Source organism: Streptomyces sp. NPDC046909 (assembly GCF_040644695.1).
GTDB lineage: Bacteria > Actinomycetota > Actinomycetes > Streptomycetales > Streptomycetaceae > Streptomyces.
Genome location: NZ_JBEYXC010000007.1, coordinates 377,638 through 390,099, shown reverse-complemented (window position 1 = coordinate 390,099; position 12,462 = coordinate 377,638). Strand labels below are relative to the sequence as shown.

General features: G+C 72.7%; 11 protein-coding genes and 5 tRNA genes. 6 read left to right on the top strand and 10 right to left on the bottom strand.

The annotated features are described in order from the left end of the window. Window positions 1-25: 25 nt before the first annotated feature. On the bottom strand, window positions 26-847 hold the full coding sequence (locus ABZ928_RS25385) for an aminodeoxychorismate lyase (protein ID WP_361523152.1): 822 nt from the start codon (window positions 845-847) through the stop codon (window positions 26-28). Beyond that, window positions 844-1,887, bottom strand: coding sequence for a chorismate-binding protein (locus ABZ928_RS25380; RefSeq protein ID WP_361523150.1), 1,044 nt, complete (start codon window positions 1,885-1,887; stop codon window positions 844-846). The genes ABZ928_RS25385 and ABZ928_RS25380 overlap by 4 nt, the downstream gene beginning before the upstream one ends. A gap of 177 nt (window positions 1,888-2,064) precedes the next feature. Between ABZ928_RS25380 and ABZ928_RS25375 the strand changes: the two genes are divergently transcribed. The 5 genes from ABZ928_RS25375 (at window position 2,065) to ABZ928_RS25355 (ending at window position 2,532) form a co-directional block, all read left to right on the top strand. Continuing rightward, window positions 2,065-2,137 (top strand) — tRNA-Gly (locus tag ABZ928_RS25375). 39 nt (window positions 2,138-2,176) lie between these two features. Beyond that, a tRNA-Cys gene (locus tag ABZ928_RS25370) sits at window positions 2,177-2,250 on the top strand. Window position 2,251: 1 nt separating this feature from the next. After that, a tRNA-Val gene (locus tag ABZ928_RS25365) sits at window positions 2,252-2,323 on the top strand. 36 nt (window positions 2,324-2,359) lie between these two features. Continuing rightward, a tRNA-Val gene (locus ABZ928_RS25360) sits at window positions 2,360-2,431 on the top strand. Between the two features lie 29 nt (window positions 2,432-2,460). Next, a tRNA-Val gene (locus ABZ928_RS25355) sits at window positions 2,461-2,532 on the top strand. Window positions 2,533-2,585: 53 nt separating this feature from the next. Here ABZ928_RS25355 and ABZ928_RS25350 read toward each other — a convergent pair. From ABZ928_RS25350 to ABZ928_RS25335, 4 genes are all read right to left on the bottom strand, one after another. After that, window positions 2,586-2,876, bottom strand: coding sequence for a zf-TFIIB domain-containing protein (locus ABZ928_RS25350; RefSeq protein ID WP_361523147.1), 291 nt, complete (start codon window positions 2,874-2,876; stop codon window positions 2,586-2,588). Window positions 2,877-2,956: 80 nt separating this feature from the next. After that, window positions 2,957-3,895 carry an aminoglycoside phosphotransferase family protein gene (locus ABZ928_RS25345; protein ID WP_361523144.1) on the bottom strand — a complete coding sequence of 313 codons (939 nt, stop codon included), beginning with the start codon at window positions 3,893-3,895 and terminating at the stop codon, window positions 2,957-2,959. Window positions 3,896-4,148: 253 nt separating this feature from the next. Beyond that, window positions 4,149-4,346 (bottom strand): hypothetical protein, encoded by a 198-nt coding sequence (locus ABZ928_RS25340; protein WP_361523141.1) that lies wholly within the window; start codon window positions 4,344-4,346, stop codon window positions 4,149-4,151. 197 nt (window positions 4,347-4,543) lie between these two features. After that, on the bottom strand, window positions 4,544-4,819 hold the full coding sequence (locus tag ABZ928_RS25335) for a hypothetical protein (protein WP_361523138.1): 276 nt from the start codon (window positions 4,817-4,819) through the stop codon (window positions 4,544-4,546). A gap of 196 nt (window positions 4,820-5,015) precedes the next feature. On the opposite strand from ABZ928_RS25335, the gene ABZ928_RS25330 reads away from it, so the two are divergent. Further along, window positions 5,016-6,371 (top strand): protein kinase, encoded by a 1,356-nt coding sequence (locus ABZ928_RS25330; protein ID WP_361523135.1) that lies wholly within the window; start codon window positions 5,016-5,018, stop codon window positions 6,369-6,371. Here the strand turns inward: ABZ928_RS25330 and ABZ928_RS25325 are convergent. From ABZ928_RS25325 to cobT, 4 genes are all read right to left on the bottom strand, one after another. Next, window positions 6,368-6,775: an NUDIX domain-containing protein gene (locus tag ABZ928_RS25325; protein ID WP_361523132.1), complete on the bottom strand. Its 408-nt coding sequence runs from the start codon at window positions 6,773-6,775 to the stop codon at window positions 6,368-6,370. The two genes, ABZ928_RS25330 and ABZ928_RS25325, sit on opposite strands and share 4 nt — an antisense overlap. 7 nt (window positions 6,776-6,782) lie before the next feature. Beyond that, complete coding sequence (locus ABZ928_RS25320) at window positions 6,783-7,601, bottom strand: RNA methyltransferase (RefSeq protein ID WP_361523129.1); 819 nt, start codon at window positions 7,599-7,601, stop codon at window positions 6,783-6,785. A 64-nt stretch (window positions 7,602-7,665) separates the two neighbouring features. Continuing rightward, window positions 7,666-8,898, bottom strand: a complete 1,233-nt coding sequence (gene cobA / locus ABZ928_RS25315; protein ID WP_361523126.1) for a uroporphyrinogen-III C-methyltransferase — start codon at window positions 8,896-8,898, stop codon at window positions 7,666-7,668. Window positions 8,899-9,175: 277 nt separating this feature from the next. Beyond that, complete coding sequence (gene cobT, locus ABZ928_RS25310) at window positions 9,176-12,439, bottom strand: nicotinate-nucleotide--dimethylbenzimidazole phosphoribosyltransferase (protein ID WP_361523428.1); 3,264 nt, start codon at window positions 12,437-12,439, stop codon at window positions 9,176-9,178. Window positions 12,440-12,462 lie beyond the last annotated feature (23 nt).

Genomic DNA, 12,462 nt, shown 5'->3' with positions numbered 1-12,462 from the left:
GAGTCAGCCCAATTTATTCGGCCCCTCACGGGTCCAGGTCGTCGCCCGAGCGCTCGTCGAAGATCCGCATGGCCTTCGCCGTGACCGGGCCGGGGGCGCCGGGCAGTTCGCGTTCGTCGACGCGGTGGACGGCCTGGACGTCACGCAGGGTGGAGGTGAGGAAGATCTCGTCGGCCCGCTCCAGGACGTCCAGCGGCAGATCGGTCTCCTTGGCGCCGGTCCATTCGACGGTCAACGCGCGCGTGATGCCCGCGAGACAGCCGGAGGCGACCGGCGGGGTGTGGATCTCGCCGTCGAGGACGACGAAGACGTTCGACCCGGTGCCCTCGCAGAGCTGCCCGACCGTGTTGGCGAACAGCGCCTCGGACGCGCCGTGCTCACGCGCGCGTGCGAGCGCCACGACGTTCTCGGCGTACGAGGTGGTCTTGAGGCCGGTGATCGCGCCGCGTTCGTTGCGGGTCCAGGGGACCGTGATCACGGCCGTGGAGTCGGGGCGGCGGGTGGTCCCGCCGAGGGCGACGACCAGGGTCGGGCCGTGCTCGCCGCGGTCGGAGCCGAGGGGGCCGTGACCGCCGGTGTAGGTGATGCGCAGCCGCCCGAGCGGCATGGGGTTGGCCTCCAGTACGGCGGCGCAGCCCCGGCGCACCTCGTCGAGGTCCGGGTCGGGCAGGCCGAGACCGCGCGCGGAGCGGGTCAGCCGGTCGAGGTGCCGGGTGAGCGCGAACGGCTCGCCGTCCACCGCCTTCACGGTCTCGAAGATGCCGTCGCCCACGGTCAGCCCGTGGTCGAAGACGGAGACACGGGCGGACTCGATGTCCTGGAGCCCGCCGTCGAGCCAGATCTTCACGTCAAGTCCCTCTCGTTCACCTCGTACGTTCCCGACGCTACCGCGAGCAGCCGGGCCGCCTTCAGCTCGGTCTCCCGCCACTCCCCCTCGGGGTCGGAACCCCAGGTGATGCCCGCGCCGGTGCCGAATCTCAGGACCCCCTCGGCGCGGTCGATCCAGAAGGTGCGGATGCCGACGGCCAGCTCGCCGGTGCCCCGGTCGGCGTCGACCCAGCCGATGCCCCCGCAGTACGGGCCGCGGGGTGCCGTCTCCAGGGCGTCGATGATCCGCAGGGCGCTGGACTTGGGGGCGCCGGTGACGGAGCCGGGCGGGAAGGCGGCGTCGAGCAGCTCGGTCCAGCCGGCGCCGTCGCGCAGTTCGCCGCGGACCGTCGAGACGAGGTGCACGAGCCCGGGGTGCTTCTCCACGGCGCACAGGTCGGGGACGCTCACGCTGCCGGTCGCGCAGACCTGGCCGATGTCGTTGCGGACGAGGTCCACGATCATCACGTTCTCGGCGTAGTCCTTCTCCAGGAGGTCCGCCTCGGTGCGCCCGGTGCCCTTGATCGGCCCGGACTCGACGACCCGTCCGTCGCGGCGCAGGAACAGCTCGGGCGAGGCGGTGGCTATCTCCACGCCGTGCCCCGGCAGCCGGATCGTTCCTGCGTACGGCGCCGGGTTGCCGAGGGCCAGCAGGGCGGTCAGGGCGTCCACGTCGGCGTCGGGGGCGACGGGCGCGGTCAGCACCCGGCAGAGGTTGGCCTGGTAGACCTCGCCGGCCGCGATGTGCTCGCGGATGCGGCGGACGCCCGCCGTGTACCCGGCGCGGTCGAGGGAGGACGTCCAGTCGCCGGCCGCCGGGCCGTGCCAGGCCCCCGGCACCGGGGCGGGCACCGGCTGCTGTCGTACGTCCCGGAAGCGGGCGCAGGTCAGACGGCCCTCGAAGTCGGCGCAGACCGCCCAGAAGCCGTGGGAGTCCAGGGCGGCCGGGTCGCTGGTGACGTCGAGGAGACCGGTGGCGACACGGTCACCGAAGCGAGCGAGAGGAGCGAGGTCGAGCACGCGTCGAGTCTATGGCGGGTGTCCCGCGGGTGACCTGGCCGTGTCCCTGAGGAGCCCCTGACCAGGTGCGTGCGCGGGTGCACCGCAGCACGCTGCACAAACGCGTTTTTGTACTGGCCCCGGAATCCGCTAGAGTTCAACACGTCGCCGGGACGCGCAAGCCGAACGGAAAGACAGGCGAACGTAGCTCAGTTGGTAGAGCGCAACCTTGCCAAGGTTGAGGTCGCGAGTTCGAACCTCGTCGTTCGCTCGAAAGAGCAAGGGGATCTTCCCGAACCCCTACACTCCTGGTGGAGTGGCCGAGAGGCGAGGCAACGGCCTGCAAAGCCGTCTACACGGGTTCAAATCCCGTCTCCACCTCCAAGGACGATTAGCTCAGCGGGAGAGCGCTTCCCTGACACGGAAGAGGTCACTGGTTCAATCCCAGTATCGTCCACTGGATCTTCCAGCTCGTACGGCGAGATCCGAACCCGCGCGATTAGCTCAGCGGGAGAGCGCTTCCCTGACACGGAAGAGGTCACTGGTTCAATCCCAGTATCGCGCACACAGCCTCTCTCACGAGGTGGCTGACCTGGACGATTAGCTCAGCGGGAGAGCGCTTCCCTGACACGGAAGAGGTCACTGGTTCAATCCCAGTATCGTCCACACACCGAAGCCCCCGGCCTTGTGCCGGGGGCTTCTTCGTGTCCCGTCAGCGGTCAGCTGGAGAACAGCATGTGGCCGAAGCTCTTGTGCCGCTTGTGGCCGTAGTGGCCGCCGTGGTGACCGCCGTGCTGCGGGGCGCCCCAGGCGGGGGCCGCGGGCGCGGGGTAGGCCTGCGGGGCGGGCGGGGGCGGCGGGGCGGGCTGGGACCACTGGGACTCCACCCGGGTCAGCGCCTCCAGCTCGCCGTAGTCGAGGAAGATCCCCCGGCAGCCACTGCACTGCTCGATCTGAACACCGTTGCGGTTGTACGTATGCATTTGTGCGTGACACTTCGGACACTGCATCGTCGGCTCAACTCCTCGCCGGTTGGTCCTGCTTCGCGTTACGCCAGGACAGACACTGTCCGGCTCCGGTCGGTTGCACCCTACTTCGCGTCGGTGCGGGTCAACTCGGGTGGGGCGGAACCCATTCGGGCACAGGCGTCGACGACGAGCCGCTCGATCTCGTCCAGCGGGCGGTCCGCCGCGGCGGCCTTGGCGAGGGCGCGGGCGGCGGTCTGCACGGTGAGGGCGCGGGCCGGGACGTCCAGGGCGGGCCAGGGGTCTCCGTCCGCCGGGACGGCCGGGCCGCCCGCGGCTCGGTAGGCGGTGAGGAAGCGGGCCCATTCGTCGGGCGGGAGGAGGCCGCAGGCGTACCAGGCGGCGGGGCGGGCCAGGTCCCAGGCGGGGACGCCGGTGCCGAGGTCGTCGACGTCGATGAGCCGCCAGGGACCGTCCGGGCCGGGGTGGCGGACGAGCTGGCCGAGGTGGAGGTCGCCGTGGCACAGCGTGGCGGTGTCCGGCATGGGGGTCTCGGCGCGGGCCCAGGCCGGCAGGGCGGACCAGGCGGCGAGGACGGGGCGTACGAGGGTCTCGTCGGCGGTGGTGGCGCGGAGGCGGGCGATGGCCTGGGCGGACTTGGCGGGGCCGCGCATCGGGGGCGTGCCGGGCGGGGCCGGAGTGCGGTGGAGGCGGGCGAGCAGGGTCGCCGCCGCCTCCCACGGGGCCGCGTCCGGGTCGTCGGGGTCCACCGGGGTGCCGTACGGCCAGAAGGTGACGAGGCGGCCGTGCAGGTCGACCGGCGCCGGGCTGAGCGGGGCGAGGAGGACGCCGGGGAGGCCGGAGGCCGTGGTGAGGCGGGAGATCAGCTCGGCGGGGGCCGTGTCCGGGGCATGGGCCTTGGCGACGGTGTCGGCGTGCCGGACGACCGTGGCGTCGGGGCGGTCGGCGAGGACACGCGCGCTGCACGGGCAGGCGGCGGTGTGGGAGTGGGCCCTGGCCTTGACTCGGGCGGTGAGCTCGGAGAGCAAGGGGGTGGCGGTCACGGGGCTGGCTCCCTGGGCGGCGGTGCGGGTCTGGTCGTGAGGGTACGGCCAGGAGGATCGAGACAGACCCCCGTACCGGTACCGGGCACAGCCCCGCCGGTCCGGGCACGGCAACCGGGTTCCGGGCACAGCAATGCCGGCGCAGCTCCCCAGCTGCGCCGGCATTTGTGCCGTCCGCCGCACCCCCGTCCCCACGGGGTTTCATGGGTGGATGTCCCCGCCCGGACCGCTCTTCCGGGCCTGGGGTCGCCGCTCAGCGCCCCAGCATCACGCCCACGGACGACGCCTGTGTGGCCACTGTCTCCCAGCCGTCGAAGACGAAGAAGAGCAGGGCCGCCAGAGGAAGGGCCATGAGTGTCGCCACCAAGGGGTGGCGACGGCCTGTGCGGCGGGGGCGGAGCGCGGTGCGCTCCTGGGTGCGGATCAGTGTCCGCGGTGCCGTCAGTGCCATGGTCCCTCTCCTGACCGTCTGCGTTGTCTTTGGCAGCGGCGGGTGTCTGACCTCGGGGGACGAGTGCTGCACCCGCCGCTTGACCTCAAATCTAGGCGTCCGGCCCGCGCCGCACGTCATGCCCTCGTACCGATTGGCGGGCCTCCCGGAGGATGAGCCATGACCTGCGGAGTACTCCCCTGGGTGGAGACGAGGACCTAGGTCTCCGGGTCATCCCGGAGGGGCTGCCCGGACTGTCCTGCTTTCTCCGAGCCGTCCTCGCGGGGCACCGGCTGCTCGACCAGCGCCAGGACCCTGGTCGCCATGAAACGGGCCGTGCGGACCACCGAGCCGCTGCGGGTGACTTCGCTCACTTCCACGACACCTCGGCGTACCGCTGTCTCCACCCGGCGGCCCGCCCTGCTCGCCACCACCTCGTATGTGCGCGTCGTGTCCCCTGCGTCCACGACTATCTCCACGCGATCACCCTTCACGGGTTCAATCCCCCTTCTGCGACGGGTGGTTGGGATCACGGACAGAGCAAGGGCGCCCTGTTCCCAAGCTCCCTGACCACCCCTCAATTCTCCCACCCGGCACTGACAATCCATCGGGACGAGAGGGCGCGGCCTCTGCGCGCGGACGGCCGTGGAAACGTAAGCTGTCGCTCGTCACACGGACCGGGCAGCGGGGATGAACATGGCGATGATGCGCCTGAGGCGCGAGGACCCGCGCGTCGTCGGCTCGTTCAGGCTTCACAGACGGCTCGGCGCGGGCGGGATGGGCGTCGTCTACCTGGGCTCCGACAAGAAGGGGCAGCGGGTCGCGCTGAAGGTGATCCGGCCCGATCTGGCGGAGGATCAGGAGTTCCGTTCGCGGTTCGCGCGTGAGGTCTCGGCGGCCCGGCGGATCAGGGGTGGCTGTACGGCTCGGCTCGTCGCCGCCGATCTCGACGCGGAGCGGCCGTGGTTCGCCACGCAGTACGTGCCCGGGCCCTCGCTGCACGACAAGGTCGCCGACGAGGGGTCGTTGGTCGCGGCCGAGGTCGCCGCCATCGGGGCCGCCCTGTCGGAGGGGCTGGTCGCCGTGCACGAGGCGGGGGTCGTGCACCGGGATCTCAAGCCGTCCAACATCCTGCTGTCCCCGAAGGGGCCGAGGATCATCGACTTCGGCATCGCCTGGGCGACGGGGGCCTCCACCCTCACGCACGTGGGTACGGCCGTGGGCTCGCCCGGTTTCCTCGCGCCCGAGCAGGTGCGGGGGGCCGCCGTCACTCCTGCCACCGATGTGTTCTCCCTCGGCGCCACCCTGGCGTACGCCTCCATGGGCGACTCGCCCTTCGGGCACGGCAGTTCCGAGGTGATGCTGTACCGCGTGGTGCACGAGGAGGCGCAGCTGCACGGGGTGCCGGACGCGCTGGCTCCGCTCGTGCGGGCCTGTCTCGCCAAGGATCCCGAGGAACGGCCGAGCACGCTCCAACTGTCGTTGCGGCTCAAGGAGATCGCCGCGCGGGAGGCGCAGGGGCTGGCGGACGTACGGCCGCCCTCGCCGCGTACGGGTGACGGTGACCGGCCCACGGGACGGCTCGCCGAGCCGAGTTATCCGGAGCAGCAGCGGGTGCAGCGGCGTCCGCAGGGGCCGCCGCCCGGGCCCACCCAGCGCACTCCCCCGCCCCGTGGGACGGCCCCGCGCGGGACCGCGCCGTCGCGGAACGGGACTCCGTCCCGGGGCGGCGGCACGCCCCCCTCACGGAACGGGGCCCGGCCCACGCCCGCCTCGCGGAACACCACACGTTCCGGCAACCGTCCGGCGCCGCGCAGCGGTACGGGGCGTCCGGGGCCGCGGACCACGGGGACGGGCCGGCGGCCCGCCAATCCGCGGCTGCTGCGGCAGCGGCTGTTCGTGTTCGTGGTGGTGACGCTGCTGGTGGCGCTCGGTATCGCGGCGGCTCAGGGATGCCAGGGTCCGGCCCGGGGGCTCGACGGCGACCGTGATGTCGTACGCCATGAGCGGGTTCATCTGCCGGCCTCGGATGGAGCGAACGACTAGAGGTCGTACGGCTGGATCGTCGGCAGGATGCTGTCGAAGAACTCCAGGTCGCCCTCGAAGATCGGGGTGAGGGTGGGGAACTCCTGCGGGGTGATCCAGCGGGCCTCGGCGACCTCCACCGGGTCCGGAACCACCTCGCCGTCGTCGGCGCGGGCGGTCCACCAGTGGAGGCGGAAGCGGCCGTCGTCGGTCTCCGACTCCCAGACCTTCGCCAGGGGTACGACGGTGAGGCCGACCTCCTCCTGGACCTCGCGGAGGAGTGCGTCGCGCTGGGTCTCCCCCGGTTCGATGCGGCCGCTGAGGGGCTGCCAGTAGCCGGGGCGGGAGATGGTGGGGCCGCGGCGGACGACCAGGAGTCGGTCGGCTCGCAGGAGGACCGCGACGATCGCCTCGCCCTGGGGCATCGGGTTCCTAGAGTTCGGGGCGGCCCGTGGCCACCGCGTAGAAGGCGACCGCGGCGGCCGCGCCGACGTTCAGGGAGTCGACGCCGTGGGCCATGGGGATGCGGACCCATTCGTCGGCGGCGACCAGGGCCTGGGTGGAGAGGCCGTCGCCCTCCGCGCCGAGCATCAGGGCGACCCGGTCCATCTTGTGCGGGGCGGCCTCGTCGAGGGTCTTGGCCTTCTCGTCCGGGGTGAGGGCGAGGAGGGAGAAGCCCGCCTCGCGGACCGACTCCAGGCTCTTGGGCCAGCTGTCGAGTCGGGCGTAGGGGACGGAGAAGACCGCGCCCATCGAGACCTTCACGCTGCGGCGGTAGAGCGGGTCCGCGCAGTCGGGCGACAGCAGCACGGCGTCCATCCCGAGGGCCGCCGCCGAGCGGAAGATCGCGCCGATGTTGGTGTGGTCGTTGACCGACTCCATGACCACCACGCGGCGGGCGGTATGGAGGAGGTCGGTGGCCGTGGGGAGCGGTTTGCGCTGCATCGACGCGAGCGCGCCGCGGTGCACGTGGTAGCCGGTGACGCGCTCGGCGAGCTCCGGGCTGACGGCGTAGACCGGGGCCGGGAGCTCGTCGATGACGTCGCGCATGACGTCGACCCACTTGGCGGAGAGCAGCATCGAACGCATCTCGTACCCGGCGTCCTTGGCCCTTCTGATGACCTTCTCGCCCTCGGCGATGAACAGGCCCTCGGCCGGTTCTCGCTTGCGGCGCAGCTCTACGTCGGTCAGGCCTGTGTAGTCGCGCAGGCGCGGGTCGTCGGGGTCCTCGACGGTGATGAGATCGGCCACAGGGTGATACTGCCTTGCTCTGGGTGCGGTGCCAACGGCTGGGTACGAGTTGGGTTACCCGGGGTTACGCGGACCCCTGCGGGCCTACGGTGACGACCTCGCCGATGACGATCACCGCCGGGGGCTTCACGTCCTCGCGTACGACCGTCTCGCCGACCGTCGCGAGGGTGGCGTCGACGCGGCGCTGGGCGGCCGTGGTGCCCTCCTGGACGAGGGCGACCGGGGTGTCCGCCGGCTTGCCGTGGGCGACCAGCGTCTCGGCGATCTTGCCGATCTTGTCGACGCCCATGAGGATCACCAGGGTGCCGGTGAGCTTGGCGAGCGAGGGCCAGTCGACCAGGGAGCGCTCGTCGTCAGGGGCGACATGGCCGCTGACCACCGTGAACTCGTGTGCGACTCCGCGGTGGGTGACCGGGATGCCGGCCGCGCCCGGGACCGAGATCGAGCTGGAGATGCCGGGGACGACGGTGCAGGGGATGCCGGCCTCGGCGAGGGCGTGGAGTTCCTCCATGCCGCGGCCGAAGACGTAGGGGTCGCCGCCCTTGAGTCGTACGACGGACTTGCCCTGCTTGGCGTGTTCGATCAGGGCGTTGTTGATGGCTTCCTGGGCCATGAAACGGCCGTACGGGATCTTCGCCGCGTCGATCACCTCGACGTGCGGCGGGAGTTCGGCGAGGAGGTCGCGCGGGCCGAGGCGGTCGGCGATGACGACGTCGGCCTCGGCGAGGAGGCGGCGGCCGCGGACCGTGATCAGGTCGGGGTCGCCCGGGCCGCCGCCGACGAGGGCTACGCCGGGGGTGCGGGTGCGGTGGTGGGGGGCGACGAGGGTGCCGTCGCGGAGGCCTTCGACGACCGCGTCTCGGATGGCCGCGGTGTGGCGGGGGTCGCGACCCTTCGCGTTCGTGGTGAGTACGGCGACGGTGACGCCCTCGCTGTGGCCGGTGGCCGGGGTCCAGGCCGTCGCCTGGTCCGCGTCGTCGGAGCGGACGCACCAAACGCGGTGCTGCTCGGCCTCGGCGGAGGCCCGGGTGTTCGCCTCCTTGTCGCCGGTGGCGATCAGGGCGTACCAGGCGTCTGCCAGGTCGCCCTCCGCGTACGGCCGCTTCTGCCAGGTGAGTTCGCCCGCGTCCGCCATCGCCTCCACCGAGGGGGTTGCCTCCGGGGAGACGAGGAGGATGTCCGCGCCCGCTGCGATCAGGGCCGGGAGGCGGCGCTGGGCGACCTGGCCGCCGCCGAGGACGACGACCTTGCGGCCGGTGAGGCGGAGGCCTACGGGGTAGGCGGGGTTTTCGGCCATGAGGGTGCGGCTCCTCTGGGGGCTTGGCGGGGGCCCTGACGTGCAGATTTTACTGGGCGGCGAGGTGTGGCGGCTTCGGTGTCCGGTGGCTGGGCAGGGTGGCCGGGTGCGGGTGCGTGGGTCCGTGCCCACCCGTTCCGCCCTGCGGAACGACTGCCCACAGACCCACGGACGGAGCTCAGGCGCGGCACGTCGACAAGTGCCCGTCGGCCTCTGCGCCGTGCGCACAGAAACGCCCGGAGCGGCAGGGTCGCCGTTCCGGGCACCTCTCTGTGCCCTACTTCTCGGTTACCCCCGCCGAGTCGAACGTCGCCACCTCGTGCATAGCTCGTGCCGTGCTCTGGACGAGAGGGAGGGCCAGGAGGGCGCCTGTGCCCTCGCCGAGGCGGAGGTCGAGGTCCACCAGGGGGCGCAGGCCGAGCTTGTTGAGGGCGGCCACGTGGCCCGGCTCGGCGCTGCGGTGGCCCGCGATGCAGGCGGCCAGGACCTCGGGGGCGATGGCGCGGGCGACCAGGGCTGCCGCGCCCGCGCTGACGCCGTCCAGGATGACCGGGGTGCGCAAGGACGCGCCGCCGAGGAGGAGGCCGACCATCGCCGCGTGTTCGAAGCCGCCGATCGCGGCGAGTACGCCGATGGGGTCGGCCGGGTCGGGCTGGTGGACCTCGATGGCGCGGCGGACGACCTCGGTCTTGCGGGCGAGGGTCTCGTCGTTGATGCCGGTGCCCCGGCCCGTCACCTCGGCCGGGTCGGTGTCCGTGAAGACCGAGATCAGGGCCGCCGACGCCGTGGTGTTGGCGATGCCCATCTCGCCCGTGAGCAGGGCCTTGTTGCCTGCCGCCACCAGGTCGCGGGCCGTCTCGATGCCGACCTCGATGGCCTGCTTGGCCTCCTCGCGGGTCATCGCGGGGCCGGTGGTCATGTCGGACGTGCCCGCCCGGATCTTGCGGGGCAGGAGGCCGGGGGTGGCGGGGAGGTCCGCCGCGACGCCTACGTCGACCACGCAGACCTCCGCGCCCACCTGGCCCGCGAACGCGTTGCAGACCGCGCCGCCGCCGAGGAAGTTGGCGACCATCTGGGCCGTCACCTCCTGGGGCCAGGGGGTGACGCCCTGGGCATGGACGCCGTGGTCGCCCGCGAAGATGGCGACCGCCGCGGGCTCCGGGATCGGGGGCGGGCACTGGCGGGACAGGCCGGACAGCTGGGCGGAGATGATCTCCAGCATGCCGAGCGCGCCGGCCGGCTTGGTCATGCGCTTCTGGCGTTCCCAGGCCTCGCCGAGCGCCTTGGCGTCCAGCGGGCGGATCTGGGCGACGGTCTCGGCGAGCAGGTCGTGCGGCTCCTCGCCGGGCAGCGCGCGACGGCCGTACGTCTCCTCGTGCACGACCCACGACAGCGGGCGGCGCTTGGACCAGCCCGCCTGCATCAGCTCGGGCTCGTCCGGGAACTCGTCGACGTAGCCGACGCAGAGGTAGGCGACGACCTCCAGGTGCTCGGGCAGGCCGAGCGAGCGGACCATCTCGCGCTCGTCGAAGAAGCTGACCCAGCCGACGCCGAGGCCTTCGGCGCGGGCGGCGAGCCAGAGGTTCTCGACGGCGAGCGCGGAGGAGTACGGGGCCATCTGCGGCTGGGTGTGCCGGCCGAGGGTGTGGCGGCCGCCGCGGGTCGGGTCGGCGGTGACGACGATGTTCACCGGGGTGTCGAGGATCGCCTCGATCTTCAGTTCCTTGAACTGCTTCGCCCGGCCCTTGGGGAGGGACTTCGCGTACGCGTCGCGCTGGCGCATCGCCAGTTCGTGCATCGTGCGGCGGGTCTCGGCGGAGCGGATGACCACGAAGTCCCAGGGCTGGGAGTGGCCGACGGAGGGGGCCGTGTGGGCCGCCTCCAGGACGCGGAGCAGCACCTCGTGCGGGATGGGGTCGCTGCGGAAGCCGTTGCGGATGTCTCGGCGTTCGCGCATGACCTTGAGGACGGCCTCGCGCTCGGCGTCGTCGTAGGCGGGCGCGGCCGGGCCGGTGGACTGACGTACTTCTTCCACGGGGGCCGTGCTTTCTTCCTGATCCGCGCCCCGGGTGTCCAGGTCGTCGGCGTGCTGTACGAGTTCGGGGTCGCCGTCGCGCGGTGCGGGGACCGCGGGGTGCTCCTCCGGAGGGAGGACGAGTGGCTGCGGCGGGGTCGGGGCGAGATGGGGGGTGGTCGGGACCGAGCCCTCCACCGGGACGAACTGGCCCACGGGGGGCTCGGCGGCCGGGGGTGCGTGGTCCACGAACAGGACTTGGGGGCCTGCGGGTTCGGAGATCAGTGACGGGGTGGGGGCCGGGGCGGCTTGGTCCACCTGGTCGGCCTGGTCCACTTGGCCTGCCTGTGCGGTGGCGGGAGCGGGGGCGGCTGCCGGGGTGGCGTGGAGGTGCTCGCCGGGGGCGGTGGCCGGGGCGGTCAGCGGAACGGGCGCCGGGTGAGGTGCGTCGGGGGCCACGGGGAGTTGCGCGGCGTCGACGAGGGGCGGCTGCTCGGTCGGCTGCTCCTGCGGGGCGGCCGCGAGGGGGAGGTCGGCCGGGGCGATCTCCGGCTGCGCGGCGGCCTCGGTGTCCGTGAGGTGCGGCGGCTGCTCCGCGTCGGCGGACTCGGGGAACGGCACGGCTTCGGGGATCTCCGGGGCGGGAGTGGGGGTGGTGGCTTCGGTGGCCGGCAGGGCTTCCGGTACGACGGTTTCGTCGGGCTGCGCGGGCAGCGGGACTGCGGCCTCGGCTACGGCCATTCCGGGGTCGGCGATCTGGGCGGGCTCGGGGTCCGGGGAGACCGGTGCCGGTACGGGCTCGGGCTCGGCGACAGCGGCTGCGATGGCGGCGGGTTCTACGACCTGGTCCGCTTCAGCAGAGGGCGCGTCGGACACCGGTACCGGCTGAAGCTCGGGTGCCTCAGCCGTCTGGTCAGCCTCCGGTGCGGGCACCGGCACGGCACCCGGGATCTGCTCGGCGTCAAAGGGCGTCACGGCCTCCGGGGCTTGGGCGCCATCCGCCACGTCGACGGCACCCGGAACCTGGTCAGCGCCCGTGACGTCCACGGCACCCGGAATCAGTCCGACCGCATGGTCCGTCCCGTCGGCAGGCGCGACACCCACCGCCGATTCCTCTCCGCCGGGAACGAGGCCTGCCGTCTGCTCGGCTCCAACGGGCACGCCGACCGGACCGGCCGAGGGAACTGCCCCCTCTTCCGGGCCGGGCACCACCACCGCCGCCGCCGCCGCCGAACCGTCTCCGGCCTGCGCCACATCCACGTACGGCGTGTGCGCGGCGACCTGGCCGCCGTCGCCCTCGGGCACGCTCGCGTCCACGGCCTCCGGGAGCGCCCCGGAACCCGGGACACTCGCGTCGCCCGGCACAGCCACGGCGTCGGACATCTGCGCCACACCGACGACACCCTCGGGCCCGGGGACTACCCCGGCATCCGGCACCTGCGCGGCAACCGGCCCAGCCACGGCGCCCGGCAACGGCCCAGCGTCCACAGCACCCTCGGTCCCAGGGACTCCCCCGGCATCCGGCACCTGCCCGGCAACCGGCGCAACCG

Excerpts from the sequence above, each read along its gene's own strand:
- ABZ928_RS25325 (WP_361523132.1), bottom strand. The coding sequence starts at position 6,775 with ATGCCCCAGGGCGAGGCGATCGTCGCGGTCCTCCTGCGAGCCGACCGA.
- ABZ928_RS25330 (WP_361523135.1), top strand. The coding sequence starts at position 5,016 with ATGAACATGGCGATGATGCGCCTGAGGCGCGAGGACCCGCGCGTCGTC.
- cobA (WP_361523126.1), bottom strand. The coding sequence starts at position 8,898 with ATGGCCGAAAACCCCGCCTACCCCGTAGGCCTCCGCCTCACCGGCCGC.
- ABZ928_RS25350 (WP_361523147.1), bottom strand. The coding sequence starts at position 2,876 with ATGCAGTGTCCGAAGTGTCACGCACAAATGCATACGTACAACCGCAAC.
- ABZ928_RS25340 (WP_361523141.1), bottom strand. The coding sequence starts at position 4,346 with ATGGCACTGACGGCACCGCGGACACTGATCCGCACCCAGGAGCGCACC.